At 58.2% G+C, this 26,953-nt stretch carries 28 protein-coding genes and 1 pseudogene; 9 read left to right on the forward strand and 20 right to left on the reverse strand.

Features of this window, described 5'->3' with window-relative positions; translation table 11 throughout:
- Nucleotides 1-350 precede the first annotated feature (350 nt).
- The 8 genes from MUN84_RS22450 to MUN84_RS22485 form a co-directional block, all read right to left on the reverse strand.
- A complete protein-coding gene (locus MUN84_RS22450; protein WP_244699221.1) occupies nt 351-1,130 on the reverse strand; it encodes an amidohydrolase family protein in 780 nt (259 codons plus the stop codon).
- A complete protein-coding gene (locus MUN84_RS22455) occupies nt 1,127-1,414 on the reverse strand; it encodes a hypothetical protein (RefSeq protein ID WP_244699224.1) in 288 nt (95 codons plus the stop codon). The genes MUN84_RS22450 and MUN84_RS22455 overlap by 4 nt, the downstream gene beginning before the upstream one ends.
- Before the next feature lie 375 nt (nt 1,415-1,789).
- Complete coding sequence (locus MUN84_RS22460) at nt 1,790-2,404, reverse strand: recombinase family protein (RefSeq protein ID WP_244699225.1); 615 nt, start codon at nt 2,402-2,404, stop codon at nt 1,790-1,792.
- A gap of 150 nt (nt 2,405-2,554) precedes the next feature.
- On the reverse strand, nt 2,555-5,620 hold the full coding sequence (locus MUN84_RS22465; protein ID WP_244699227.1) for a Tn3 family transposase: 3,066 nt from the start codon (nt 5,618-5,620) through the stop codon (nt 2,555-2,557).
- A gap of 4 nt (nt 5,621-5,624) precedes the next feature.
- Nucleotides 5,625-6,179 (reverse strand): recombinase family protein, encoded by a 555-nt coding sequence (locus MUN84_RS22470; RefSeq protein WP_244699229.1) that lies wholly within the window; start codon nt 6,177-6,179, stop codon nt 5,625-5,627.
- Nucleotides 6,180-6,352: 173 nt separating this feature from the next.
- Nucleotides 6,353-6,772: a hypothetical protein gene (locus tag MUN84_RS22475; RefSeq protein WP_244699231.1), complete on the reverse strand. Its 420-nt coding sequence runs from the start codon at nt 6,770-6,772 to the stop codon at nt 6,353-6,355.
- A 253-nt stretch (nt 6,773-7,025) separates the two neighbouring features.
- Nucleotides 7,026-7,562, reverse strand: coding sequence for a hypothetical protein (locus MUN84_RS22480; protein ID WP_244699232.1), 537 nt, complete (start codon nt 7,560-7,562; stop codon nt 7,026-7,028).
- Between the two features lie 217 nt (nt 7,563-7,779).
- Entirely contained in the window at nt 7,780-8,400 is a 621-nt protein-coding gene (locus tag MUN84_RS22485) for a hypothetical protein (protein ID WP_244699234.1), read from the reverse strand.
- Between the two features lie 227 nt (nt 8,401-8,627).
- Here MUN84_RS22485 and MUN84_RS22490 point away from each other — a divergent pair, with 227 nt between their 5' ends.
- Together MUN84_RS22490 and MUN84_RS22495 are read left to right on the forward strand one after the other, a co-directional pair.
- The gene (locus tag MUN84_RS22490; RefSeq protein WP_244699236.1) at nt 8,628-9,968 is read left to right on the forward strand and encodes a DUF4158 domain-containing protein; all 1,341 of its coding nucleotides are present in this window, start codon (nt 8,628-8,630) and stop codon (nt 9,966-9,968) included.
- Complete coding sequence (locus MUN84_RS22495; protein WP_244699239.1) at nt 9,914-11,629, forward strand: Tn3 family transposase; 1,716 nt, start codon at nt 9,914-9,916, stop codon at nt 11,627-11,629. Before MUN84_RS22490 ends, MUN84_RS22495 begins: the two co-directional genes overlap by 55 nt.
- 278 nt (nt 11,630-11,907) lie before the next feature.
- Here the strand turns inward: MUN84_RS22495 and MUN84_RS22500 are convergent, their stop codons facing one another.
- From MUN84_RS22500 to MUN84_RS22525, 6 genes and pseudogenes are all read right to left on the reverse strand, one after another.
- Nucleotides 11,908-12,342, reverse strand: a complete 435-nt coding sequence (locus MUN84_RS22500; protein WP_410780114.1) for a recombinase family protein — start codon at nt 12,340-12,342, stop codon at nt 11,908-11,910.
- 257 nt (nt 12,343-12,599) lie between these two features.
- Nucleotides 12,600-12,842: pseudogene (locus MUN84_RS22505) on the reverse strand (recombinase family protein); the annotation flags it as partial.
- 1,080 nt (nt 12,843-13,922) lie between these two features.
- Nucleotides 13,923-14,468, reverse strand: coding sequence for a hypothetical protein (locus MUN84_RS22510; RefSeq protein ID WP_244699175.1), 546 nt, complete (start codon nt 14,466-14,468; stop codon nt 13,923-13,925).
- 27 nt (nt 14,469-14,495) lie between these two features.
- The gene (locus MUN84_RS22515; protein WP_244699178.1) at nt 14,496-15,431 is read right to left on the reverse strand and encodes a relaxase/mobilization nuclease domain-containing protein; all 936 of its coding nucleotides are present in this window, start codon (nt 15,429-15,431) and stop codon (nt 14,496-14,498) included.
- 8 nt (nt 15,432-15,439) lie between these two features.
- Nucleotides 15,440-15,832: a plasmid mobilization protein gene (locus MUN84_RS22520; RefSeq protein WP_244699180.1), complete on the reverse strand. Its 393-nt coding sequence runs from the start codon at nt 15,830-15,832 to the stop codon at nt 15,440-15,442.
- A gap of 621 nt (nt 15,833-16,453) precedes the next feature.
- Entirely contained in the window at nt 16,454-16,723 is a 270-nt protein-coding gene (locus MUN84_RS22525) for a hypothetical protein (protein ID WP_244699182.1), read from the reverse strand.
- A 509-nt stretch (nt 16,724-17,232) separates the two neighbouring features.
- Here MUN84_RS22525 and MUN84_RS22530 point away from each other — a divergent pair.
- Nucleotides 17,233-18,126 carry a replication initiation protein gene (locus MUN84_RS22530; protein ID WP_244699186.1) on the forward strand — a complete coding sequence of 298 codons (894 nt, stop codon included), beginning with the start codon at nt 17,233-17,235 and terminating at the stop codon, nt 18,124-18,126.
- Nucleotides 18,127-18,130: 4 nt separating this feature from the next.
- Here MUN84_RS22530 and MUN84_RS22535 read toward each other — a convergent pair whose 3' ends face one another.
- A complete protein-coding gene (locus MUN84_RS22535; RefSeq protein ID WP_244699188.1) occupies nt 18,131-18,679 on the reverse strand; it encodes a helix-turn-helix domain-containing protein in 549 nt (182 codons plus the stop codon).
- Between the two features lie 538 nt (nt 18,680-19,217).
- Here MUN84_RS22535 and MUN84_RS22540 point away from each other — a divergent pair.
- Together MUN84_RS22540 and MUN84_RS22545 are read left to right on the forward strand one after the other, a co-directional pair.
- Entirely contained in the window at nt 19,218-19,724 is a 507-nt protein-coding gene (locus tag MUN84_RS22540) for a type II toxin-antitoxin system VapC family toxin (RefSeq protein WP_244699191.1), read from the forward strand.
- 86 nt (nt 19,725-19,810) lie between these two features.
- A complete protein-coding gene (locus tag MUN84_RS22545) occupies nt 19,811-20,041 on the forward strand; it encodes a hypothetical protein (protein WP_244699193.1) in 231 nt (76 codons plus the stop codon).
- 43 nt (nt 20,042-20,084) lie between these two features.
- Here MUN84_RS22545 and MUN84_RS22550 read toward each other — a convergent pair whose 3' ends face one another.
- From MUN84_RS22550 to MUN84_RS22560, 3 genes are all read right to left on the reverse strand, one after another.
- Nucleotides 20,085-20,417 carry a type II toxin-antitoxin system PemK/MazF family toxin gene (locus MUN84_RS22550; RefSeq protein WP_244699196.1) on the reverse strand — a complete coding sequence of 111 codons (333 nt, stop codon included), beginning with the start codon at nt 20,415-20,417 and terminating at the stop codon, nt 20,085-20,087.
- On the reverse strand, nt 20,405-20,665 hold the full coding sequence (locus MUN84_RS22555) for an AbrB/MazE/SpoVT family DNA-binding domain-containing protein (RefSeq protein ID WP_244699199.1): 261 nt from the start codon (nt 20,663-20,665) through the stop codon (nt 20,405-20,407). The genes MUN84_RS22550 and MUN84_RS22555 overlap by 13 nt, the downstream gene beginning before the upstream one ends.
- Nucleotides 20,666-20,858: 193 nt before the next feature.
- The gene (locus MUN84_RS22560; RefSeq protein WP_244699202.1) at nt 20,859-21,134 is read right to left on the reverse strand and encodes a hypothetical protein; all 276 of its coding nucleotides are present in this window, start codon (nt 21,132-21,134) and stop codon (nt 20,859-20,861) included.
- A 162-nt stretch (nt 21,135-21,296) separates the two neighbouring features.
- Here MUN84_RS22560 and MUN84_RS22565 point away from each other — a divergent pair, with 162 nt between their 5' ends.
- A complete protein-coding gene (locus MUN84_RS22565) occupies nt 21,297-21,869 on the forward strand; it encodes an SUKH-4 family immunity protein (protein ID WP_262920729.1) in 573 nt (190 codons plus the stop codon).
- A gap of 849 nt (nt 21,870-22,718) precedes the next feature.
- Here MUN84_RS22565 and MUN84_RS22570 read toward each other — a convergent pair.
- Nucleotides 22,719-23,174, reverse strand: a complete 456-nt coding sequence (locus tag MUN84_RS22570; protein ID WP_244699206.1) for a hypothetical protein — start codon at nt 23,172-23,174, stop codon at nt 22,719-22,721.
- 466 nt (nt 23,175-23,640) lie between these two features.
- On the opposite strand from MUN84_RS22570, the gene MUN84_RS22575 reads away from it, so the two are divergent.
- Complete coding sequence (locus MUN84_RS22575; RefSeq protein ID WP_244699209.1) at nt 23,641-24,894, forward strand: hypothetical protein; 1,254 nt, start codon at nt 23,641-23,643, stop codon at nt 24,892-24,894.
- A 190-nt stretch (nt 24,895-25,084) separates the two neighbouring features.
- Entirely contained in the window at nt 25,085-25,492 is a 408-nt protein-coding gene (locus MUN84_RS22580) for a hypothetical protein (RefSeq protein ID WP_244699212.1), read from the forward strand.
- 68 nt (nt 25,493-25,560) lie between these two features.
- Here MUN84_RS22580 and MUN84_RS22585 read toward each other — a convergent pair whose 3' ends face one another.
- Nucleotides 25,561-25,932, reverse strand: coding sequence for a hypothetical protein (locus MUN84_RS22585; protein WP_244699215.1), 372 nt, complete (start codon nt 25,930-25,932; stop codon nt 25,561-25,563).
- A gap of 545 nt (nt 25,933-26,477) precedes the next feature.
- Here MUN84_RS22585 and MUN84_RS22590 point away from each other — a divergent pair.
- Complete coding sequence (locus MUN84_RS22590; RefSeq protein ID WP_244699218.1) at nt 26,478-26,723, forward strand: hypothetical protein; 246 nt, start codon at nt 26,478-26,480, stop codon at nt 26,721-26,723.
- Nucleotides 26,724-26,953: the final 230 nt, after the last annotated feature.

The raw sequence follows: 26,953 nt of genomic DNA on the forward strand, positions 1-26,953 counted from the left end.
AAGTTAGGCGCTCCCGTTCCACGAGTTGTGTCTGGCTCTCGGCGACGATGGTCATAGCACTCGGCAGTAAATACAATGAGTCCCCGACGACTCCCCACCGCAGAGGACTATCCATCATCACCCGCTGGCCGCGGGTGGCCCGATAGCGCGCGCCCCCGTCCGGCTGAAAGACAAAATACGACTGGTCGTCCTGGCCCGACTTTCTTCCCTCGCTGGCCTCGCCGGGGTTCTTCTTCCAAAAGGACGGATTTACACGCTAAGCCATCGGGTCGCCGGGATGGCGCAGTGGACGGCGGTGTAGCGGGGCGAGGTGGGCCGGGTTGGTAAAGAAATGTTTTGCCCAACCGCCCTTACGGAGTAAGCAATTTTTGACGGTCGATTAGCCGGCCGCGTTGAATAATATAGTCGATGGCCCGGGCGTGTTGAACGGCCGAAACCGGGGACTGCCGCAACACCAAAAAATTGGCCGGGCTACCGGGTGCGAAACCAGCGGGTTCGCCAAAAAAAGTACTGGCTTGGGTCGTGGCCGCCGCGAGCACGGCCCAATTGGAGAGTCCGGCCGCCGCCAGCAATTCCAATTCCCGATGGAGCGAATAGCCCTGGAACGTGCCCGGATTACCGGCGTCAGTGCCCGCGAGCAGCCGGACGCCCTGCTGGCCCAGTGTGCGCACGCTCTGTTGGACCGTGGCCTCGTGCTGCCGCTGCCAGCGAACGAAGGCTTGCAGGCCGGGCGAATAACCCGATTCGGACCGATAACTCCGGCGGAGGGCCGGGCTGCTCACGGCCCGCAGCAAGGGGTCATCCAGCAAACTGCTGTCGCGGGCGAAGTGGGCCAACTCGGTCTGCACCGCCAGGGCCGGAATGAAGTAGGCCCCGTGGCGCAAGAACAGCGGCCCGATATCGGCGGGTAGCGCGTCCGGGGGTACGTGGGTAACTGCGGTGGCCCCCGCCTGCAGGGCGTCGCGTACGTCCTGCCAGGTCCCCACGTGCACCACGGTTTTCAACCGGTGCTGGTGAGCGGTGCGAAGCGCGGCCACCAGGGTAGCCTGGTCAATGGTGGGCATCCAGGTGGCGTAATGGTCGTAAATGACCTTCACGACATCGGGGTGCTGCGCGGCCAAGGCGTTCACAACGCGCGTTGCCTCGGCGGGCGAGTTGATGGTACGCGTGGGTATCGCGTATTCCGTGCCATGCCCCCCGCACAGGTTAGCGCCGGACCGGCACAGTACAGGTCGGCCGAGGGACCGGGGCGGGCGCGTTGGGCGTTGCGGGCTGCCAACACCCGGGCCTCGTCGTTGAACAGGTCCAGTGTGCGCATCACCCCGCAGTAAAGTTGCCGGCGGGTCACCTCCGCCACGGTCATCGTGTCGGCCGGGGAACCGGGACCGAGGTTACCAACGGCGTGGATGTGCATATCGGTCAGGCCGGGTAACAGGTACCGGCCGGCGACGTCGAGACGCGGGCCGGCGTAACTCGCGGGTGGGGTGACGTAGACGCGCGCGACGCGGCCGTGTCGCAGCAACAGCGTCCGTTTGACCAGCGTTTGGGTGCCTGGGTCGACTAGCATGCCGTTTTCCAGCAGTAAGTCTGCTTCATTGGTCGCGAAAGGCGGGGAGCAACCCGGCGGCAGCAGACCAAGGACGGCCATTAACAGCAGCAGCGGAAAAGAATACGTCATGGAATAAGCGATGTCAACATGTGTGTTACCTTCAATTGCAACCGGCATCGCCCGCATTGGCGCGGGCCAAAAATGGTCATAACCGCACTGACTACGGGGCGGATGGACGCGCTAAGCATTCTTTTGCTTCTGGGCGTAATTGTAGACGGTGCCGTAGGCCACGTCCAGTTGCTTACTGACCTGGTTCATGGACAGGCCTTCGCGCAGCAGCTGGGCAATGGCCTCCTGCTTGGCCTGAGCCAAACGAGGACGGGCCACGTGCTTGCCCTGGGCCTTGGCCCGCGCCATGCCCGCGCGCACGCGCTGGCTGATGAGGGCGCTTTCAAACTGCGCCAGCGAGGCCATGACGTGAAAAATCAGCTCGCCCGTGGGCGTGGTGGTGTCGATGTTTTCCTGGTAGGAGATGAAGTCCACGCCCAGGCTCTGGAATTCCTTCAGCGCGTTGACCAGCGCCTGGGTCGAGCGGGCGAAGCGGTCGTAGCGCCAGACCAGCACCGCGTCGAGCTGCCGCTTCTTGGCGGCGGCCATCATGCGTTTGTACTGGGTCCGTTCCTCGCTGGTTCCCGAGGCCTGGTCGACGTATTCTTCGACGATGGCGAAGCCCCGCCGCTGGGCGTACTCGCGCAGCGGCCGCAGCTGCGTCTCCGGGTCCTGGCCTTTGTCAAGGGTGGAGACGCGGGCGTAGAGGGCGACGCGTGTGGGCTGGTCGGTCGGTTTGACGGGCATCGGGGGTTATCAAAAAGGAATTCCTTTGCAAAGCTACTTTTTCGGGTGTAAAATCGGCCTTGCCGCCCCCAAAAACGCGGGTCGTTTTGCCGACCCTTTTTGATAGCCCATGCCGCAGGAGTGGCCTTGGTTAAAAGTTTGGTACAAAAGTTAAACGAGCGGGGCCGCTGGCGACTCCCAGTCGAAGGCAAAAAGTGCCTCCACGTCGAAGCGGAGGGAATCTTTTAGGGCGTCGTCCGAGAAATCGAACTCGCCATGCAGGTTGACGTGCTGCCAGCTCACGGGCGAGCTGGCGGCGATGGCATCGGCTACGGCCTGGCGCTCGGCCGCCGGGGCCTGGAGCAGGTACTGATTGAGGTAGAGGCAATTCCAGCACACAATCACGTTTTGCACGAGTCGTTTGCAGGCATCGGCCAGCTGCTGCTCTTCCTTGCCGGCGTAGGGAATCTGCCCGTTCTGGCCGTAAAACACGGCCCGCGCAAACGAATGAGTGCTTTCGAGCTTATCCAGTTGCTCGTCGATGCGCTTGCGCAGGTCCTGGTCGTCCATGTAGCGCAGCAAGAACTCTGTACGTACGGCCCGGCCCAGCTCGCGCAGGGCCAGGTACACGGGGTGGTGCTGGGAGTAGGAGTTGAGGCGCCGCAGCACGGTGGACGCCGTCACGTGCTTTTGCTTGAGGCTCACCACCAGCCGCACGAGCGTGTCCCACTCGGCCTCAATCAGGGCCCGGTTGATGCGCTTGACCGGGGCCAGGCCGTAGGCGGCCAAGTCGGACACGTCCGTCTCGGCAAAGGCGTAGAGTTGCTGGTCTTGAAACGACTGGATACGCGGGGCGAAGGCTACCCGAATCAGGTACGTGACGGCGAAGTTGACTTCGGTAAAGCCGTGCGTGTCGGTCGAATGAATGGTGGATTCCACCACGTCGTTGTGCAGGATGCCGTCCACCAGGTAGGCCGCCTCGCGCTCCGAGGCGCTGATGGTAACGGAATGAAACAGCCGGTGCCGGTCGTCGAGGAAGCCGTAGGAAACAATCCCTTTTTCCTGCCCGAAGTATTTATAGGAGTGCGTGGCGTGAATGGAATCGACCGCCACGTAGTACTTCTGGCCATCGGAGGAGGTGTGGGTCTGGCCGGGGTCACGCTGGAACAAGCGGCTGACGGGCAGTTTGCCGGTCAGGGCCACCACGGCGTCGTTGGCCCGGCGCAGGTTCTCGAGCGAGAAGTACCAGTTGACCGTGTTTTCCAGGGTGGACTGGGCCACGTGCTTGGTGGCGTGGGCCATGCGCGTCAGGCCCAGGTTGCAGCCGTAGGCCATGATGCCGGCGAAGAAGACCCGCTCGGCGGGCCGGGGCGGACGGTGGCGCGGGCTCCAGTGCTCGAGGCACTCCGTGAAGCGGCACGCCTGGTTGACCGTGTGCAGCACCTCGTGCAGCGAAATCAGCCCCGGCCCGGGGAACAGCGGCCGGGGCGGCGGCGCCTCCTCGTCCGCGGGCCGGGCCGGCGTGAGGAAGCGGGGCCGGCCGTCGGCGCGCGTCTTCACGCCGGGGTTGGTGCCGGCCGCCAGCCGGTCGAAGGTGCCGGCAAACGCGGTAGTCAGCTTCGCTTGCAGCGCATCGAGCCAGGGGCCGGCCGCGCGCAGCTCCAGCAGGTTGGTTTGCTGCAGCAACGCGTCCCGCTGCTGCTCCCACGTCGCGGCGTCCAACAAGTACGTGTCGAAGGGGCGGTAGCGCAACGAGTGCAGCAGGTTCAGCTTGCCCGCTTTCAAGTGGTCGGCCACGTGGCCCGCCAACAGGGCCTTGTAAAGCGACACGGGGCTGGCCGCTTCGCCGAGCGCCGCGCGTTCGGCCGGTTTCAGAAAGGCCGTCGGCGGGTGGCTGCCCAGCTGCCCGTCGCGCGCCCGGTAATGGGCCAGGGCGTGCGCCAGGGGGCTGTCGGCCGCGCCCTCGTAGGCCACGCGGCGCAGAATCTCGCCCAGCCGTCGCTGCAGGGCGCGGGAGCGCTCCTCGACGACTTGGTAGTAGGGTCCGCTGGCACTGCCCCCGCCGGTTTTGCGCAGCTGCTGGGCCGTGTGCCGCAGCTGCCCGAAGGCCGTCACCTCCGGGGTTTGGAGCCAGGCCAGCAGGGCGGCTACTTTCTCCTCGTTGGTGCGGGCAAACGAAAAGGCCACGTCTTCCAGCTGGGCCAGGGCCGTGCCGTGGTGCACCACCCCGTCGAGCAGTTCCCGCAGCTGGCCGGCCGTGTCCTGCTGCTGGCGGTAGACGCGCTCCTGGGTTTCCCGTTGGGCGGCGTTGCGGTGCGTTTGCACGGCCTGCTGCAACGTTTCGGTCAACAGGTCGCCGACTTGGTAGTACTGGTAGACCACGAAGCAGAGCACCATCAGGTACTTTTTGTCGGCTTGCTGCCGCACCTGGAAGACCTGCGCCCGTTCGACGTAGCGGGCGTAGTAGCGCACGACCTCCTCCGATAAGTCCAGGGCCTGCACCACGGGGTACACCTGCGTAAAGAGGGGCTGCAGCACGGCGTAATCCTGCACGTTGGCGCGGATGGCGCTCGGGCGCATCAGCTCCAGGCTGCGCTTGAGGGCGGTGAGCCGGTAGGGCCGGTGGGGGTGAGCGGGCTCCTCCGCGTCGGTGGTAAACAAGGCATCCAGCTGCTGGCGCACGGCGGGTGTGAGCAACGCGGCCACCTGCGTGGTCAGCTGCTGCTCGACCGTGCGGAAGGCCTCGGTCACGACGCCGGCCAGCGCGGCGTACGTGGGCACTTCCCAGCGGCGGGCCCGCAGCGTATCCACGGCCGAGCGAAACACGGCCACGGGGTTCATCTGCTGGCGGGCGAAGTGGGTCACCTGCGCGCGCACGGCGGCTTCGACCTGTTCGAAGGGGGCCACGCCGAACTGCTGCAGAATCAGCTGGCGGTGGTGAAAGCGGGTGGCCTTGTCGTAGCGCGCCCACTCAACATTTCCCAAACGGTAGCGCTGCTGCACGTACGCGCCGTCGGCGGCCCGAAACCGGTCGGTGGAGAAGAAGCGGCCGGTGGCCTGAAAATAGCTCACCTGCAGCACGAAACCGCCCCTGCTGTGGGGCGTCACCAGGCTGCCGAGCACCTGGGCGGCCCAGTGGGGCACACTGCAGTAGAGCTTGCGCTGGGCCGCGGTCCACTTGGGCGGGTGGTCGAACGCCCGCCGCTGGGCGTCGTCGAGCAGGGGAAGGTAGCGCACGGACTTACGGTGCCAGCTGGCGCCGGTAGCGCTTGACGCTCGACTCACTGACGCCCGTGGCGGCCACGGTCTGGTGCACCGACATGCCGGCGGCCAGGCAGGCCTGCACCTTGGCCAGCTTCGCCGCGTCCACCCCGGCGCGGCGGCCCAGGTGCTTGCCCTGCGCTTTGGCCAGGGCGATGCCCGCGGTTGCCCGCTCGCGGATGCTCTCGCGGTCGTACTCGGCCAGCGCAGCGAAAATGCCCAGCACCAGCCGCCCGGCCGGCGTGGCCGTGTCGATGCCCAGGTCCAGGGCGACGAAGCGCACCTGGCGCGCGTGCAGGTCGGCCACGACCTGCATGATGTGGGCGCTGTTGCGGCCCAGCCGGTTGAGCCGGGCCACGGTCACCGTGTCGCCGGCGCGCAAGGTGGCCAGCAACTCGGTGAGCACCGGGCGCTGCGTGGTGGTGCCGCTGATTTTTTCCTGAAACAGGCGGTCGACGCCGGCGGCCTTGAGCTGGTCGAGCTGAGTGTCGAGGTGTTGGTCTTTGGCCGAGACGCGGGCATAGCCGAACTGCATACAAACGAGTCAACAAGGTGGGGCCACGAAGGTAAGGAGGTGAACCCACTTTCTGGCCCCAGCTTGGCCTATCCCGCAGTCATCAATTGGTGGGGGCCGGCAAGGTGTACCTTGTTGGTCCCCACCAAATCTATCTGATGGGCGGGGGCAGGCCGCATCTGTGCCTGTCGCGATTAGTCGCTGAGCCAGCGAGCACCGACGATTCGCGGATTTTGTCGCTGCAAGCGCTTCAACAATGCGGCCCCGCGCCGAGACGAGTTCATCGTGTCGCTGGGCGACGACCGGGGAAACCCGTGCCGGGTGTGCAAGTCGTAGATGGCAACGACCCGGTGGGGCTCCACGTAGCTGAGGTACACGAGGCTGTCCACTGCGTGCGCGGCGTAGTCTTTCGCGTCCTCGTAGTCCAGCGTGCCGGTCAACACCGATTTTTCGGAGAGCACTTGGCTACCTTGTCGGAGGTCGTAGTACACCCCGGTGGAGCTGTCAAACTCCTGGTCCTGGTACACGGTGAAAGTCAGCCCTGGGTGGTGGGGCACGGGAAATTCGCCAACCACACGCTCGCCCTCGCGGAAGACCAAGAACAGAAAGCCCATTCCCAAGAGAAATAAGGCCCCCAAGACCAGCGACACCTGCTTCATGGGGTCGGGACGGGGGTTCTGGAAAGGAAAGTAGGGGATAGCGCGTTCACAGCGACCAAGATACAGGGTTTGCTGCAACAGCCCGTGGCGGTGGACGGCTTGTTTCGTTCCAGCGGGCAAACGGGCGGTGGTTTAGCGAAAGAATACTGCCGTAAACGTGTGATGTTCAATGAAATAAGCCCATGCGTAGCCCCTGGGTCGTGGTTGCCTAACCCTTCCTTCTTTCCGACAGTGCCCTCCACCCCAAGGCCGCTACCGCCACCAACAGGGCCAAGTTGGCACCCACACTCAGCGCAAGCCACCTTCGGGCGCCGCCCTCTGCCTCGTGGGCCGGGCCGGTGTCAGCCGCCGGCTGGAGCCGTGCGTCGAGCGCAGCCGGAACAGGAACGCGGGCGGCCCCTAATAGGCGTGCCTCCCCACGGGCGTGGGATGCGGCAACCACACGGTCGCAGACCTCCAACTGGTAAAAGCCTTCGCCTTGGCTCCCGATGCGGTACGGGGGGCGGAAATACACCAGCAAGGTGTCGTTCGGCTGGCCCAGTTTCATTTTGTGAGCCAAATAAACGGCGCGGGGACAGTAAAACGTCAGGTAGGCCGGCGGGGAATCCCGCTGGCCGGGCGTCCAATAGCCCAGCACGCGCAGGCGGATGAACAGGGGGTGAATGAGCTCCGAACTAACCAAGTTGCGGTCCACGAAGCTATCGAGGTAGACGGCTTGGACGACTAGCGTTTGCCGGTCAGCCAAATATGCCGCAGCGGTGTGTTTTTGCGGGTCGCAGTGCAATGTGGTGCCCTGGGCCGACAGGCGGGCCCCAGGACGAGCAGGACAACTAGGGGCGTTTTCATGGCGTGTGGTGGGCAGCTAATGGGCGGGTTGCCCTGGTTCGCGCAAAGGGTCGGACCAGTAAAAGGAGCATAGCACTTTCAGGATTGTATAGCTCGGTGCTTTGCAGTCAGAAGGCTCAGCGCCTTCGCCAAACCCGCAGCAGAATCAGCGTGTTGAGTGCCGTAAGCAGGGCCATTCCTCCTATCCATTGCCCCGGCGTTGGCACCGGCGCTTGCACTGCTAGCGATGCTGGAACACGTTTGGAACACGTCCGTAAGGCGCTTGCGGCAGCCGGTACCGGGGTGCCCCGACCCAGGAGACGCAAATCCGACCCGGCCGCGTAAAGGGGCTTCAGCAAGTCGCACCGGTCAAGCCACAGGAATGCCCCGCGGGTTGTTCCCAGGGTGGCCACCAGGTATTCGTGCCCAGGCTGTAGCGGAAGCCGCTGGTCGGCGTACGTCAGGGCCGTCACGTAAGGCTGCGGTTCATAGCTCGGAGCCCAGGATTCGACCACTTCGAAGCGGTAAAACACGGGGTGCTCGATTTTCCGGCCCCGGTACACCACCAACGAACTGTCGGTGTACACATCCAACAGACGCCCCCGAAAGATGCCCGCATTGGCTTTTGGCTGATGGGAAGTGGCTACGTAATACTGGTGGATGCTTTGCGCCGCGCCGTCGCAGTAAACCTCGGAGCCTAGGGCCGTTGTAGCCACCAGCAGCCCCCCCGTAAGCAGGTACTTGGCATGGTTTGCCATCCATTAAACAATTGGGCAGAAAAGAGAGTAACCCGGTGCTCGGCACTAAGAACAAGGGAAGGCACGGGAAAAAGGCACGTTGCATTACCGAAAGGTAGGCATGCCGTCTTTAACCTAAATCCTGCGTTCCGCAACCTCGCAGACCTGTTGGTTTCCCCTTACTATTCAGTGCCGAAGTCACTTTAGCACAGTGGTTCAATCAGGCAGTGCGGCGGCTGGTTTAACCTTTGTACCAAACTTTTAACCAAGGCCAGGAGTTTCTCACCACCCCCGAGCGGCTGCGCTACCAGACCGTGCCGGCCAGTCTGCTCGAAGTCGACATCCGCCAGCACTTCCATTTGACAGAAGCCGACCGCACCTTTTTGACGTCGTTTCGCGGCGCGGCCAACCGCCTGGGCCTGGCTCTGCAGGTGGGTGTGCTGCGGCTGATGGGCTTTCTGCCCGAGGCCTGGGCCAGCCAGCTGCCACCCGAAGCGGTGGCTTTCGTGGCCACGCAGCTCGCAACGGAAGCGACCCACTTGGCCGACTATGGCGCGCGGCAGCAAACGCGCAGCGACCATTTTTTAGCCGTGCTCCGGCACCTGGAGTATCGCAAGTGGGAGCCGCTGGATGCGGCGTGGCTGGAACCGTGGCTGGTGGAGCGGGCCCTGGAGCACGACGGCGACCGGGTGTTGCTGGCCATGACGTGCCAGAAGCTGCACCAGGCCCGCATCGCCCGCCCGGCCATCGGCACGCTGGAGCGCCTGGTGGGCGGCATTAGCGACCTGGCTACCCAGGAAACCTACCGGCGGCTGGCCCCCTTGCTCACGGACGAGGTACGCCAGCAGCTGGATACGCTGCTGCTGCCCGAAACGGGACGGCAATTGACCAGGCATCGTTGGCTGGTGCAGCCGGCGACCGTCAGCAATCCGGCGGCCATCGTGATCGCGTTGGACAAGCTCCGCTACCTGGACGGCCTCGGCGTGGCCAGCTGGGACGTCAGCAGTTTGCACCCGAACCGGCAGAAACGCCTGGCGCTGCTGGCCCGCAGCCGCTCGAATCGGAACCTGGAACGCCTGCCGGCCGCCAAGCGCTACCCCGTGCTCGTGGCGTTTGTGCGCGAGAGCTACCTGACGCTGACCGACGAGGTGCTGAGCATGGTAGATGCCTTTTGGGAACAGAGCCTGGCCAAGGCCCGCCGGGCCCACGACCAGTACCAGCAGCAGGTCGTCGCGGCCAAGGATACGGCCCTGCGCACGCTGGCCCAGGCCGTGGAAATCGTGCTCGACGAGGACCAGACCCCGGCCGGGCAGGTGCGCCCGCGCATTTACGACCAGGTGCCGCGCGAAGACCTGGTGCTGGCCTGGGAGGCCGTGCAAACCATGCTCTACCCGACCCGCCACTCGCACCTAAGCTTCCTGGCCAAGCGCTACCCGCTCTTCAAGCAGTTCACGCCCCGGCTGCTGGAGCAGCTCGGGTTTCAGCAGGGCTTTGCCGGCGACGACTTCGGGCCGCCCTGCAGCTGGTCAGCGAATTGCAGGCGGGCCGGCGGCGCAAGCTGCCCGAGCAGGCCCCGACCGGGTTCCTGAAACCGACCTGGCGCAAGTTCGTGCTGGGCGATGCGCTCAGCGCCGAGCAGCAGCGGCCGGCCTACGAGCTGTCCGTACTGGCCACCCTGCGCGACCGGCTGCGCTCGGGCGACGTGTACGTGGCCCCTTCGCACCGCTACGCCGACCTGAGCAGCTACCTCATCCCCCCGGCCGAATGGGAGCAAGTGCGGCCCGAGCTGTGCGCCCAGTTGGGCTTGCCGCCCATGACCACGGACCGCCTCACCGAGCGCGTGCAGGAGCTGGCCGACTTGCTCGGGCCCATGAAAACCCTGCTCGAGGCGGGCGGCGACGTGCGCCTGGAAGCCGGCGAATTGGTGGTCACGCGGCCCGCCGCGCAGGAGGTCCCCGCCGGCGCGCAGGCGCTGCAACAGGAGATTGGTCGTCGCCTGCCGGCCGTGGACCTGACCGACATTCTGGTCGAAGTCAACGCCTGGCTGGGCTTTACGGCGCACTTGCCCGGGCTGGTGCACGCCCCGCGCGGCGACGAGCACGACACGCGGCTGCTGGCGACCCTGCTGGCCACGGGCTGCAATATCCCGTTGGCCGATATGGCCCGTAGTGCCGCACTGCCCTACCAGTCGCTGTGGTGGACGGCCACCAACTACCTGCGCGATGACACGCTCAAAGCGGCCAACAACCTCTTGGTCAATGAGCATCACCGGCAGTGGCTGGCCTCCTACTGGGGCGACGGCACCTTTTCTTCCTCCGACGGCCAGCGGTTTGCCGTCAGCGGCAAGGTGCGCAACGCCCGCGCCCTGCCCACCTATTTTGGCACCGGCCGGGGCGTGACGATGCAAACCCATTCCTCGGACCAATATGCGCAGTACGGCAGCAAAGTCGTGCCGGCCACGCTGCGCGACGCCACGGTGGTGCTCGATGAAATCGTCGACAACGAAACCGACCTGGCCCTGGCCGAGCACACCACCGACACGGCCGGCTACTCGGACATCATCTTCGCGCTGTTTGACCTGCTGGGGCTGTTTTTCTGTCCCCGGATGCGCGATTTGGCCGACCAGCGGCTCTACAAAATCCGGGGCCAGGACTGGACCTATCCCGACCTACGGTTCACGGGCACGGTCAACCCGGACTACATCCGGCGGCACTGGGACGAGCTGCTGCGGCTGGCCGGCTCCATCAAATCCGGCCGGGTCACGGCTTCGCTCTTCCTCAGCAAGTTGCAAGCCTACCCCCGCCAAAACCACCTCACCTACGTCTTGCAGGCCTACGGTCAGCTCATCAAAACCCGTTTTATCCTGCGCTACCTGCAAAGCCAGCCCCTGCGCCAGCGCATCCATGCCCAACTCAACAAGGGCGAAGAGCTGCACGCGCTGCGAGCCTGGCTCTGGTTTGGCAGCGAAGGCGTTATCCGCCGCAAGCAGCAGGAGGCGCAGACCGAGGCGGCCCGGTGCCTGACGCTGCTCACCAACTGCGTGCTGCTCTGGAACACCATCTACATGCAGGAAGTCCTCCAGCAACTGCGGGCCGAAGGCTATCCAGTCGACGAGGCCCACTTCCAGTACCTCTCGCCCAGCCGCTACGAGCACATCAACCGACTGGGCAAATACTCCTTTACCAACCCGGCTCACTTGGACCCGCTACACCGCCGTCCACTGCGCCATCCCGGTGACCCGATGGCTTAGCGTGTAAATCCGCCCTTTTGGAAGAAGAACCCCTCGCCCAGCCGGAAGGTCTTGCCAGCGAAGTGGCTGACCTGAGGAGTGACCGGGGAGGGAGCTACCTGTTGCCCTACGGTGAGCAGGGGGTATACACTAGCCAGGCGACCAAGCAGAGGAGGGGACGAATAGTCATCGGGACAATATACGATACCAACGCGGGCCATTCGCTCTCCTGCGACTTTCCCACCACCCACGCTTGGCGCGGCAGTACGGGTCCCATGGTTCGTTCACCAAGCGCTTACTTATCCGATCGCCCGTTGGGCTAAGCGCTGGACCTGTTTATGGGTAAACTGACAGCCGCGGCGAGTCCGAAACCCCAGGCTCTCTAGCTCCTGCGCGATTTGGTTGTAGCCGAGCCCCTGCGCGCGCCGGGCCAGGATCAAGGCGGTGGCCTGTCGATTCGCCTCGTGGGTGCGCGCATTCTGCTGCCGGATGACCAAGCCTTGCGCCTGCGCCGCCTGGGTCAGATTGGCGGGGGTGCCCAGCTGCTGGCCCTGCGCCTTGAGCACCTGCAGAGCCCGGCGGGTGCGCTCGCTGATCATGTCCCGTTCCTGCTCGGCCAGGGCCGCGAAGATGTGCACCGTAAACTTGTTGGCCTGGGGCTGATCACAGGCCACGAACTCCACCCCGACTCCATCAAGGAGGCAATGAAGGCCACGTTGGGTGTTGTTAAACAAATAGGGGAAAACCTCCGACCCAGGCGCACAGCTATCTGGTTTTCATGATTAGTATTCTGTTTGACAGTGTGTTACCCGGTATGTGACCAAAACGATAGTGTTAATGTTCGTTTTCACTAGCCTCTTTCGATGGCTGTAAGGGAGGTGTAAGACAAGCATTTTTCGATGCCATTACAGCGCGTTCGCACCTTATCACTACCGAATGGGCGAGTCAGCCACCGACTTGGAGGTTTTACCCTATTTGTTTAACAACACCCCACGTTGCGCGAGAGCCGGTCGAGCTTGGCAATCACGAGCACGGCCCCACGGCTCTTGGCTAGCTGCACGGCCGCCCGCAGCTGGGGCCGGGCGGCGGTCTTGCCGCTCTCCACCTCCACGAACTCCCCTAGTACGGCCTCCTCTTTCACGAAGCTGCGCACCATCTGCTGCTGAGCGGCCAGCCCTAGCCCGCTCTTGCCTTGCTGGAGGGTGCTGACTCGGTAATAGGCGACGTACGGCATAAGGGGCGGTTGGGGAGAAGGGTGCCCCAATGTACTTCTGCTTGGACATTTTCCAAACGTCCGTTTACAAAATGTCCAAGACATGCCCTATTCTTACACTAGTTGGTATAAAGAGTATTGTTGTGCCGTCACAAGTGTTAGTGGTGTTGGTACTAAGGATGTTAATATCAATAGCAATGATAACTACAGTATTCACCGACAATACCATTTATGCAGGAAAACAACAACCTACTTTCCAATCGTTTTAGCTTACTATATAGCCATGCCTGAATGGCAAAAAACGGCCTAAGCACTAGCGTTTTAACAGTATGTGGAAAACTTCTAAAGAATAGGTTTGTCCTGAGATTCCAGGACGGATATATTCGGAACCGTTGACCTGCCTTAGTTATCTGCCTTTTGTTCAAACTATTCAGCCTACCTGCACAAAGGGCGAATAATTTCTTGACAAAAAGACAAACCAAGGCCAGAATTAATCACACTATTATCCTCCTTCGAGCCAATGTAGACTCTAGCCAACTTCCGGAAAGTATGGCCACGAAAAAAGGGACCTGCGTCAACAGACCCCTTTCCGTGGTGATTTTAAAAGCTAGTGGCGTCAACCACCAGCTAACCACCTATTAACATCCAGTAGCCGTCAAGCAAACTAAGATGAAATTCGAAACAAATCCCGAAGAGACAAACCTCTTCTTGAAGATTGCTGCCTTCCTAATTCTGGTAGGCCTAGTAGCAGCTAATCCTAGTCTTCTTAGTCCCATAGTGAAGCTTGGAGAAGTATTTAATCCATTCCACCACTAAGGGGCTAGCAAGAGTTCCTACAGACAACCCTCTCTTCATTCTAACCGAATGGAGGGAGGGTTTTGTTTTAGCATCAATAACGCCCAAGTATGCTTGCGCAAAACTTTTGCGTTTAGGAGCTAACGAAAGGTACTGATGCAATCATTCACAGCAAGCAATTAGCACTAAAAATTTTTAGTGTTTCACGCCGCTATTGGTGCGCAAAGTTCAGCCAGTAAAGCGAGCATAACAAGATTTATTCAGCAGTGCTAGAATGTCCGTTTTGGGCATCGCTACTAAAAAGTCCTACTTACTTGGCCGGTGGAAGAGCTTACGGGTTAGCGCAGGGTTGGCCTTATTTAGCCGCAAGTACCCCGACACCAACCAATCATTCTGCGTCCGTTCCTGCGCTAACGAGTCCCGGTACGCCACCGCCAGGTTGGTCACCTGCTGCGCGACCTTGTCCCGGTCTGCCTTGGCCTGCCAGGCGTACACGGTGGCCACCGTCAGCCCCAGCACGAGCACCACGACGCCCAACAAGAGTCGCCAGTCGGTAAACCCCCATACCTGGCCCACGACGGGCACACTCTGGGGAATCCGGTTCACCACCTGCTCTAACCGCTGTGCACCCGTGGCCAGCGTCGTTTCGACTTTCTCTGGGGTCGTCAGGTGGGGCTGAATTTGTTGGGCCACTCCCTCATAGTTGATCGTGAAGCGCGTGCCCTGCTTGGCCTCCTGCAGCAGCTGCGCCACCTGGGCTTGGCTCACTGGCTGCCCCTGTTCCTGCACCCGTTTACTCAGGGCTTCAATCCCCTTCCGGATGGCCGTGATATCTTCAAAAAGCTCTTGCATAAAATACTACTAGTAAAATAGATACGATTAGTCCCCGATGCCCAGCCCCCGGCTTTGCTCCTGACCCGGGGTGCGTTCGGGCTGCTGCCGTTGTTTGGCCTGGGCGTACTCGGCCGCCAGCTTCGCCAGCGCATAGTCTTGGCCCACTTGCTGTAAGGCCTGGGCCGGCTCCTGGCCCAGCTCCCGGACCTTCGCAAAGCCCGTTTCCAGATTCCCCGCGCTGTACTCACGCCCGACCTGGCTGCCCTTCACCCGGTGGCCGTCCTGCTCAAATACCACCCCAGCCGGGCTCCCGTCCTTGCGCCGAGTCAGCTCCAGCCCGATACCGCGGGCCCGTAGCGCCTCGCGTAGCTCCTCGAAGCTGCGGGCCTGGCCCGCCGTGTAGCTCAGGGCGCGGCCTATTTCCTGCCGGGCACGGCTCCACTCCGCTGATTGCTGTTCCTTGGGGGTCGTGGCCTTCGCTTGGGCCGGGGTAGGCCCGATTTCGCGGGCCTGCTTCCGCCCTACTTGGTCGGCTACGATCAGCCCGTACTGCTGTTCGATGCCCTTGCACACGTCCACGCTGCGCGAGCGGATAAACTGGTCGCTCACCGTCTGCCCGTCCAGATCCACCCGGTTTACCACCAGGTGCATGTGTGGGTGGGCTTTGTCCTGGTGCCGCACCACGGCCCATTGCGTGTTCTCCGGGTCGATCTGCAGCCCCTTCAGGTAGTCTTGGGCAATGCGGCCCATCACCTCTGGGGTTACCTTCTCCTTTTCCTCGGCCGGGAAGGCCAGCGCCACGTGCAGCACGGCCTTGCCCAAGGTGGGCCGCATGGCCCGCACCGCGTCAAAGTCCGCCGCCATGTGCGCCGCGTTATCTGTGCGTACTCCGTGCGCGGCCAGCACCTCCGCTCCCTTATCCGGAGTCTTTTCCTGCAGCACATACCGGCACATCGCCCCGAACGATTGGTTCACTTTCACCTTGCCGATCATGATGCCTCGCCCGTCAGCCGCTTCAACAAGTGGTGCATCTGCCCCAGCACCGTTGTGGCCCCGGTGCGTTGGTCCTGCCCTAGGTGGGCCAGCTTGGTGAGCTGGTTCAAGTTTGCCGCCATGCCGGCCAGTTGCGCCAGCTGCCGCGCTTCCTCGGGAGTCGGTGGGGCCACGAGCTTCGCGGCCGTGTGCTGTTTGAGCCACACCGACCGCAGCACTTCGCCTTGGCTGAGCCGGTATCGTTCGGCCTCCTGGGTCAGGCGCTCGTGCTCCGCATCGGTGAGCCGCACGCTCACCACGTGGCGCTGCTTGTCGGCCAGCGGGCCGGGCTTGCGTCCGCCTTTGCGGGGGCGGTGGGGAAGGGAATCAGGGGAAGTAGATGCATCCATACGATAGGTCCCCGGAGGGGCAAGTGGAGTGAGCCCGAAGGGCGAACGGGTTTCCTGAGTTGCGCGAAGCGCGATTCAGGAAACACATCTTGCGAACTACGCCTGAACGACTCCGTCCGCGCCTCAAGGTACGACTTTCTCCCGACCGCCCCCTATGTGTTGCTACTAGATTTCCTTGCCGGCTACCCTCCTTATCCGGGCTTACTGAGCGAGTGCCTTTTGTGTTTGGTAGGTTTCGCAACGGGCCCTCTATCTTCGCCCCATTGCACGGTTGTCACCCCGCCAACGCGACGTCTGAAAAAGACGAAGCCCCAAGGCTGTGGCGGCCGAGGGGCTTCAGGAAGTGGGTGGATCAAGCACCCTACCTCCCAATCGCAAAATGGGTAAACGTGCAAAGGTGAAACGCACTAGCCAGGCTAGTTGGTTTCACATCTCCCTCGAGCTGCTCAAGGCAGCCCTGGGGGAGCAGTTCGAGCGGTGATCAGTCACTGGCTCGGGCATCCGTAGGATGACGGCGATCTGGGCTTCGGCCCGGGTCGCCGTTTGTACGTGCGCTGGTGTTTTTCGGACAACGCAAATATAGCCCCTTTACGGCATTCACAACCGCTCCCTGACCTCTGCCTATCCGGCAGCCTGTTCGATGCGCACAGCGGTGCATTCTGGGCATCGGGCGTGCAGCTGGGCAATAGCTTCGGGTAGCACGGTATTCGTATCGATGCGGCCCTGGTAGAGCGCCAGGCTCCAGGCATTGCCCGAGCCGACGGTGGTCTGCAGGAACTCCCGGGCCTTGGCCTGCGTGAAGGCCTCGTCGCTATAGGGCTCGATCTGGTAGAACTTCACCAGCACGGTGCCCAGCGGGGTATTGGTTAAGCGAAAGGTGTGGTCAGCCATGGCACAAAGTACGCGTAGAGAGCGGAAAACCGCGTCAAACACCCCTTTTTGGAGGCCTAGACAGTATAATTAAGTAATTGATTGTCAAGGTTTTAATACTTTTTTGTGCCGCGCCCAGTGTTGGAAGGCTTCGTGTTTGCTTTGCGTGTTTTTTGCTGATGGGCTGTTTTCGGTGGAGTAGTAACTACCCTTCTAAAAGCCCCTCGCCCGCACGTTCAAATATTTGTGACAATTCTTTTTCAATACTTGTTATTTGAGGGGCTTGTAACCCATTGAATCACAGGTGTTTGAAGCACATAAAGTTGTAAAAAAGTCGGAATAGGTTGTAAAAAAGTCGGTGAAAGTTGTCAAAAAGTCTGTGGATAAGCAGTTGAAAGTTGTAAAAAAGTCGGTGTGAGATGAATTAAGGTTGTAAAAAAGTCGGTGAAAGTTGCATAAGAATAGTTGTACTACACTTTAGAAATACAACTTTTATTATTAGGTTTGATCCTCAACTATTTACTAGTAGCATGAATCCAGTAACTCTCTGGCAGGATAACGCTCTCACTATTGCCCGTTATGAGATGACGGCTTTGGAAAAAAACATCTTATACATGGTAATGGCTAGCATCCGCAAGGATGATCCGGTAACTACCGTTTACCAAGTGTCGGCCAAAGAATTGATGGCTTTAACTGGGGAGGAAGTAAAAGTTTCCGATATGCAACGGGCTACGAAAAAGCTCATCACGCGCTATTTTGAAACGACCCTGTCCAATGGCGATTTCTTACAGGCCACGTTTGTAGCCTCAGCTCTTTATCGCAAAGGCCAAGGGATCATTGAGCTAGAGTTGAGCCAGAAGGTCCGGCCACTATATGTAGAATTGAAGGATCGTTTCACTACACTGCAACTGCACACAGCGCTAACCCTGAACAGTAAGTATGCTAAACGGCTGTACGAGCTGTTCTCGATGTACAAGAACCTGCCAGATAAGACTTTCCGCATTGACGTACAGGAACTGAAGGAACGCCTAGACCTTATCGATGCCAAAACGGGTAAGGACCGTTATGAGAAGTGGACTCACTTCAAGAAAGCAGCGCTTGATCCAGCGGAAAAAGAGATCAATGGAAAGGCCGACTTATCTTTCAGCTACCAGCCTATCAAACGAGGCCGTAGCGTGGCTCAAATCGAATTTACGATACGCTACCAACCTAACACACCAATCGTAGCCTACGAGGGCCCAAATGCAGCGGTATTCGGACGCTTGACGACGCACTTCGGCTTACGCCAAGACCAAGCCCATAAAGTACTCAGCCTGCATCCGCTTGACGGCATCAATAGGCACCTGCACAAGATTCAGTTAAGAATGCTTAATAATGAGCTAGAGAATGTAGGAGCTTATACCGCTAAAATCTTTAGCGTGTAGACACCTACTTTCCGAACATACGTTGCCAAAAAGTCTTTTTTGGCTGTTCCAATACGGGCTCTACTTGGGATGCTTCGCTTGGCTCTGGTAATCGTTTCTGCAACTCCCCTAGCTGCTCATTCTGACGCAGTATAAGCTCCTCAATGTGCCCTATACGCTGACTATTCACCTGACTAGTCAGCGCGTTTAATACATCATTCTGTTCCAGTAGCCGGTGCTGCAACTTCTGAATAGTCTGATCTCGCTCGGCAAGTGCGGCTTGCAATCGCACAATCTCTTCTACCTGATCAGGAACCACTACAGCAGGCAATTGTGGCTCTAGCATGTCCGGTTCTGGCAACTGTCCTGCTGCTAAAACAGGAGTATACTGCTCTGTAAGAAACTGTAGACTGACTAGATAGGCGTTTCCCTTTGCGGTTTTCTCCGTCCGCACGTGACTAGTCAGCGCATGCTGTTTGACTAGTCGCCGAATCGTCTGTTCAGCGCGGCCAAATTGTTTAGCTGCCTCTTTGATCGTTAGAAATTCGTAGGTAGTCAGCGGGGTAACCTCCATAGTAGGATGAGTAGTCAGAGCCAGCAAAATACGTCTCTCTTCCCTAAAACCCTATTTTGCATCACTGACGCTGGCTAGTCACAGCTTTGTATTGTTGACTAGTCACCCATTCATTCCGGCTAGTCACGACACAATAGACAAACCAGGCTGACTAGTCACAGCATCCTGCGTGACTAGTCATTCATGTACCACTTGATTAGTCACCATTTAGCTATTTAACAATGAGCAAGTTACCGCTTGCGTCAGCTGCATCTTTCGAAAAATCGTATCTTTCTTATCTCCTCTATCCACCTTCCTTTCCTTCACAGTCCAATGCCAACTCTTGTGTTAAAACCAACTAATCCGCACGACTTCCAACTGCTACTCGGTCTGGCTCATCGCTTGGGAGTAGAGGTCTCGCAAGTACCCACACCGGATGCGGCACAGCTGGAGTCCCGCTTTTTCGCTCTGGCGGGTAGTTGGCAGTCCGAGGAAACAGGGAGGAACTGAACGCCCAACTTCAGGCCGCACGCCTGTCGAACCGGGAAGATGTGGCCTTATGAGTCAATACCTGCTGGACACCAATATCTGTGTCCATTTCTTGAAAAATGAGCACAATATCATGCAGCAGATTGCCGCTGTGGGCTTTGGCACTTGTTACCTCTCCGAACTCACGATTGCAGAACTTCTATTCGGGGTAGCAAACAGTGCGCCCACCCGGCAGGCTGCCAACCGCCAAGCAGTTGACGAACTGCGTGACACCTTTGCCGAACGCGTGTTGCTGATTGGTCCTGGCCTAGAGCAGTATGCACAACAGAAAGCGATGCTACGCCGGATGGGTCGCCCCGTGGACGACATGGACCTGCTTATCGGTGCTACAGCAGTAGCTCATGGCCTTGTTTTAGTGACGCGTAATACGCGGCATTTCGCCAACATGGAGGGCTTGACACTCCAGAATTGGATTGACCAACCCATCGCACCCAGGCTACGAGTTGTTACGGAAAGTAGTCAAGATGCCCCATCAAAGGCGATTCAGACGATGATACCTCTAAGGCCAGATAAGTAGCTTTAACTGCTTTCTTTCAATTCCTTATCCATGAAGCGTTTTCACAGCACATCCCATGAGCGGTAGGTATACACCTACTCGCTTGTATGAAACCATCCAAAAAACGCTGGGCCTGGACGGCTCGGCAACGGGGCCACTGCCATCACCGAAGCGACCATCGAATCACCTCGCCCGCGCCGACCTTTCTGCGGGAGAAATGGCACCAGCACCGGGCCTGCACTCGGCAGGCCCTGCACCAGGTGCTGGCCGGCTACGACGAGGGCCACGTAACCTTTCCCTACCAGCCCCGCCACAGTGGGCAGTACCATTGGGCATAAAACAAACCGGCCCGCTACTACAGCGGGCCGGTTCTATTTAGGATTAGTATTGAAACATCTCCTGCAGCCGGTCACAGACTTCCTGTGCCGTGGTGGTAGGCAGTGCTCCTAAGCGGCGTACTAGGCGGGTTTTGTCCACGGAGCGGATGTGGTCAAGGGCGACCTGACCTTCCTTGCCCTGGAAGGTGCAGTCCACCCGGGAAGGATAGTCGCGCCGGGTACTGGTCAGGGCGGCAATGGTGACCGTGCGCAGGTAGCGGTTCATCTCGTCGGGAGAGAGCACCACGCAGGGGCGGGTCTTGTTGATTTCGCTGCCCTGAGTCGGGTCGAGGTTGATGAGCCACACCTCGAAGCGTTGCACCGCTACCACTGCCATTCCTTCTCCTCAAAAGCTTCATCGGAGAATCCCTCTAGCAGCTCGCCCTCCGGATCTTGGCCCTGAGCAAGGGCGTGCTGAAAGCGCTCATCCCAACCCTGGCGGCGGAGCTTGCTAACTGGCTTAATGAGCAGTCCCTCCGGCGTGGGCTGCAAGTCGACCTCCCCGGAGAGATGATACTGCTGCAGCAACTTCTTGGGTAGCACAATCCCCTGGGAATTGCCCACCCGAATTAGGCGCGTGTTCATAGAAGCAAATGTACGTACAATGTAAGTACATTTGCCTGACACAGTTGGTTTCATTGGCTGAAAAGCACCCTCTGGGTATCGATAACTGCTCCTTCCCCAGCAGCACAGCCGCGGCGGTGGAATGAGCCGGTAAAGGCCGTGCCTTGCTTGAACCACTAGTTTGCTGAACGAGCGTAGCGCGTTTTATGCGCATTTACGCATCGTCTTGTGCCTGTAGCAACTGGTTGATTTGGGTGGCAAATTGCCGAGTGGCTCGGGAGAAGGCAGGGTTCACGTCGTAGCCCAATGGCTGCGTGTAGACCCACACCATCGCGGGTTCCACGTCCTGAGACAGGTTCCAGGACTCAACTAAGAACGGTACGTAACTTTGGTACTCATCCTCAGCTGTGCCTTCGGGTACGCCAATGGGATTCCATTCCGCAAGCACGGCATTGACTTGGCTAAACAGGTCCTCAGTCAGGTTAACCATAAAATTTTAGGTCAATCATGAAAAGCTTCACTGGCCAACAAACTCAGCTGATACGGCCCTCGGTTTCCTCCTTATAAGGACTGATAACCTTCGCTTATCAGTCCTTATTACGACGGGTAATTTCTTGTTCGGTGACTACCTTGCCAAGAAACTATTTGCCCCATGTCCCCTGAAGAACTGACCGCATTTTGGCGCACGCGCGGTGTGGCCTTGCAACCCTATGCATCGGAAGCGACGGCCCCTTTGGGTCTACAACCGGCCACACGGCACTTCTTGGCAACCCAAGGCCTACCACCCGATGCGGCACCGTACCTCGACTTTGTGCCGGTCTTGAAGCGGGTCAGCGACCTGTATCAGTTGGGAGCAGGGTTCGACCACTACGTTCGCATCGGCTCCGATAGCGCCGGCAACCCAATGGTTCTGAATACGGCTGCGGCCGACCGCGTGGAAGTACTCGACCACGAAGCTGATTTCTCGTCCCAGTACGTCAACGGGTCACTTCTGGCCCTGGCGGCGTCGCTGGTGGCGTTCGCCCGCTTCGTTGAGGAGTTGCTGGCTACCCGAGGCGAAGATGCTTATTTAGACGCGGACTTCACGGACGAACAGCTCGCCGTGTTGCAGCAGCAATTGGCGGAAGTTGATGCCCACGCGATAGCCCAAGATGCGTTTTGGGGGCAGCAAGTGGGCACCTTGCTAGCTAACCGAGAGGAGTACAGCCAGGAGAATCCAAAGTAAGGCAGACCCTCCTTCGTGAACGGCAGGAATTAGCTCGACACCTGTTGGCCAGCTGGCCCCTTCAGAGCGGGGTGAATTTACGAAACCCCTCTACGAGTCAATCCTTACGGAATGCCCGAAGAAGTCGAGTTTTGCAAACGCCCACGCCAGCACTCGGATTCCCAGCAAAGTACCAGAATTGAGAGTTAGGGGCAGCAGAGCCTAAAACTACCACTTTTCCGAGGGGTGGGGTATAACAAACTTTATGTTAATGACCATTTCCGCGAAAGGCAGGTTAGAACACTTGGATAGGAGTTATACCTTTTGTCTACTTTGAGTGCAGGTTTAGTGCCGCTCTAACTATATGAAGCCAACACGTATTTTGTTAGCACTAGGTCTTTTGGCCGGTTGGAAGTCGGCTCACAGTCAAACGCCCCCATCTGCTCCTTTTTCAGATCCCGAAGAGATTCGCGTTCGCCACCCGGAAGCTATCGCGCAAACTGTACGACAAGTGCTGACTTCCACTGAACGAGCCAATCTGTGCCGGAAAGGCCGTGGGTTTATTTGGTTTACGTGTCAAGTGGATAGCCGAGGCCACATTGTGGAGGTCCTTTCTATCCAGCAGCGGCAAGCGGCAAGATCAGTGCCAGCACCTATCATAGAGAAGTTAAAGGAACAGATCTGCAGGCAGGTGCAGTTTCACGTTCCTGCTATGTATAAATCGGATAGCTTGAGCGAGTTTAGGCGGCCTGGAGTGGTCATTCCTCTCCGTGTATTTTGCCAGTAGCTAACCTTTAGAGGGCTATGACGTGATTATCGCTTAGTCCGAGAAGTCCCTGTTATGTAAACTTCAATGAGGATTTTAGTCACCTATTTAATAGGTGCTGGCAACAGGATAAAAGTAGCCGGATCGCTCGTACACATAAGCGCCATGAGGGATGGCTGGTAAGTAGAGCCGAGAGAAGATGCATGTGCTTCAATCTTCAATTTAATAGCCTGAATGTCTCTTTCCCATATAGCTCTCTGGCTGTCCATCTCGTGCAGCCTAAGTTGAATAACAGGGGCATACTTTTTAGCTAAAGAATCAGCTGGGCAGTTGATTTTCATTAACTCATGTATGTAAGTGGGTTTGGCCGCATTGAAAGTACCGCCCTTTAGTGCCTCCTTGTTTTGCTCCTTATAGTGATCCCTTAGCTGCTGCGCTTGCGTATGATACTGGGCCAGAAGGGCTTTGTCCTTTTCTTCTAGATCCCTATCTAAGCGGCTTCGCTGTTGGAGGACAACCGGGACTACTTCCTTATTATAATAGTCAAAAAACTCTTGCATTTCAGGAGAGCTGATTATTCTGCTGCTCTCAAGGGATTGTGCTTGAACCCAGTTGCTTGTTACAAGCAAGCATGTGAGTAGTACCATAATTTGTAAGGTGTACCTCATCATAAGATTATAATAATTTATGTCTGGATTGAAGCAATCGTAACCTCTATAACGCCTCCGTAATATAAAAGCATGTCAACAGTTAGTACAGCTCGTCTTATTCATGGAGAAGCGTACAACACCAGGTATGTTTACCGACCTGATCGTTGAGTGTCAGAAGTATTTCTTTAACTGGCTTATGCTTTAGATTCTTTTAAGAAGTTGACCCGCTTTTGGGCCTTGACATAACACACTGATAGTTGATGAATATGTTAAAACGTGTTTGAAAAGCGCGCAGTGAGCCAATGGTCGACTTAGCATAATTTGACTTCTAGGACAATAATCTTTGCTGATCTTGCTTCTGCAGCTACCCCGATACATGGTCTCCCTCCTTCGCAATCTAACCTGTTTACTACTGCTCTCTTGGTTGGGAATGTATCAGGTGAAGGCTCAACCAACGCAACTAGAGGGTAGGGCTTCCGCTTTCCAAGCAGCTAAAGCACGAACCCCTATTCCCGTCTCCTACGCCTCTGCCTTATCTACCTCAGGGCTGGTAGCACCACCGCACCAGCCGTGGCTAAATTTCTGTGACACGACCAAGCTGCAAGCGTTCCAATTGGGGCATACTCTGCCGCGGGTTTGGGCCTGGCTGGCCGATTATTATGCGCGTGTCAACAGCAACGATTTTCCTACACCGCAACAGCTATACCTGCGCAGAGCTACTCGTATCGCTCGGCCAGACACATTGATTGTTCCTCCTCCGAAACTAGCCACAGTCACCTTTACTCAGCTATCCAAGAAAGAAGCGAAACAACACAAAGAGAGAAATCAACTGGAGACTATTCAGTTTGTCAGCACCTTACGAGGTGCAGGTTTGCTGCCCACACCTTGGGATAACCTTCTGCAACCCGTAGCCCTGCTACGTAGATTTCCGGACAAGGAGAGCCTACTTCTGGCCATGGCTGGTCTGGGCCAAGAAGCGCATGCGATGGCTAAGGACTCTACCCTGATTCCCGATTTAGTTCGGGCTGGGTTGATCCTGCCCGCTCAGGCCAGGGAACTTCAGCATGCGATGGCGGCAGAGCAATTGCTCGACCGAGTGGCTATTCTTCCCTATCTCACCTCCCGTACGCAGCTTTTCAGTCGGGATACGTATCCTGCTGCTTTAGGCCCGTATCTCCAGCGTATCTATGCAGATGTTGCGCGGATATTGCCTGACATGGCCTTCACAGACTTCCACTACAAAGTGGAGGTTCCACCCGAGTTTAAACCGTGCAGAGGAGGGTGCCCAGATAACCGCGATATCCTCATCAGCCTCCGCGTACGGGGCAAGCAGTATCAGCACCGCTGCCAATTATGGGAGGATACAGGAGAGGATGGGCGACGGCACTACAGCGTCAATCAAGACGAGTTCTATGAAATCTTTAACCAAGTGCTGGCAGACAGAGCGTCCCCTGACCGCTTGGTAAACGTGGTCTCGAGCGTAAGCGAATACAACCTGTACACTTCTTCCCGATTTGCGCTCTGGTTGCTAACGCCACGACAAGCCCGAACGCTGGATGTGCCACATCAAAGCTTTACTCGCATCTGCTACGGGTTTGGAGACATCAGCTACGAGTTGCCAAAATTATAGTGTGCTGCAAACTGGACTTTTCCCTTGTTAGAATCGTCTACACAATCCCTACTTCATCTGATTTCTATCCCTTTACATAACAATTGTTATAATGCCCGCCTCGGGATAGTGGTAGGTTTGAGTTGCAGCTTGTCGCGTCCTGCCCATTGCATTTTACCGATTTACTGAGCCTAGTTCCCATTCCCTGCTTATGCGCTCCTTGTCCACTCTACTACTGGCAATAACTTCCTTTCAAGCAACGGAAGCGGATGATTGGCTGGATTTAGAAGACTTATTACAGGAACTGTGGGAAGTAGGTGAGCCGCCAGAAGCCCTCGTGCCCTTGTTTCAATTGTTAGAACGCTTCCCGAAGGATGAGAGCAACGGCGTACTGATGGGCGTGCTGCATGGGATCGAAACGTACCCCAGCTACGAACAGGAGTTAGTCGAGTCTCTACAGCGCCAGCCAACGGACATTACCTTGTTTCTTGTTCGCCGGATAGCCAATACAGGACAGCAGGCCATTGCTGGGCAGCCCATCAAGCTACTGTATGAACAGATTGGGCGGCACCCCAATACCCCAACACGTGTACAGAAGTTAACACAAGACTGGATGTAAGGGAAAAAAGACTTGTTTTTGAACGAGTAATGAGGCTCCGATAGGGACTGATAAGCCAGTCTTCCCGTTTAGCTGAAATACTCCGGCGGACATCCCTGCCTGTAGTGTTCGAACCCAGTGTCACTGATTAGAAAGCGAATGTCCTGGTCCACCTCCACTCCCGCTTGCCACGCCTTCTTGTGTTGTTCTATAAAGGAAGTGGATATGCTAAACCCTGGCACGAGCTGTTCTTCTCCCCGAAAATCTATTCCTGCAAAGGCCTGCACGTAGCCCTGAGTCAAAACGGAAGACAGCCCCATGCAGAGGTATTCGTCCAGCTTCGCTTTGTCCACGTCAACTAATCGCTGCTCGATAACGGAGCGAATCTCCCACAGATAGCTGTACTCGTTTTCTACACAATCGAGAATCCAGTATTCTATCTTTGCTAACAGAGGGTCCATTGGGGAAGATACCAAGGAGTTTGTTTTTGCTCCCCGATAAGGTCTGATAAGCCGACTTTAGCTCAACCTTACGATACCACGACAGCTGCTATCAGCGTACAGTAGTAAGCGTTACCTATCTTCTCTACCCTTATGAAACATCGGCTGACGATCCCCCTCCTCGCTTGCTATCTCCTGCTGCTCTGCACGGCCTTTCAATGCGGGGAAGACGTCGAGCCGGACTACCAGTATGCGTTTCAGGAGTCCCTAAGCCTGCAGCCGGAGCAAAAGAGCTACCGAGTAGGCGACACCATTTGGGTGCAGTACCGCAACCCCACTAACGTGTTGGTGGACCGACGGACCAGTCAGCCGGTGCCAGTTGATCAGGTGGAACTTCCCCTGCTCTTTTCGTTGGTACCCCGCTACAATGTGCGCTTGAACCCGGTCGGCGACTATTGCGATTTCGTGACAGACCAAGGGCTGAACGTAGGGCGGGTGCAAAGTTCATTAAACACCACCTTTTATCAGGAGTTGGGGTGTAGTGGCCCCCCGGCTACGATCTCACGGTGGGGATGGTCCTCAAGCAGCCGGGTACCTTCAGCCTGGAGGTGCCCAACTCTGTAGACGTCCGTGGGTGTCTGAACCGAGCGGCTCCCTTTCCTCTTTCCTCCCTGGAGTTTAGCTTCGCCATCACCGATGGGAACCGCGACGTACTGGCGGCCATTCCTCCCGCTCAGCGGGCGGGCATTCCCTTCGAACGCTTGGAGGAGCTGCTAGCCAGTAAAAAGCTCTTGATGGTGAAGGTGGAGTAAGTCGACGTTGCTGCTGCCCGACATGACACCTTTCTACGCCCTCTTGGTACCAGCTGACCGACGAATGCCACGTATCAGTCCCCATGCCGAGTCGGTTATAAGGACTGATAAGCCCCTTTTTATCAGTCCTTACTGTGAGTGGTCAATAGGGCCTGCGGTGACCTCTGTTAACTGTATTACCTCTTTTCTGCGCCGCAGCCGATACCCCCCAGCGACTTTTTCCACCGCAT

The sequence above is a fragment of the Hymenobacter sp. 5516J-16 genome, assembly GCF_022919335.1.
GTDB classification, from domain to species: domain Bacteria; phylum Bacteroidota; class Bacteroidia; order Cytophagales; family Hymenobacteraceae; genus Hymenobacter; species Hymenobacter sublimis.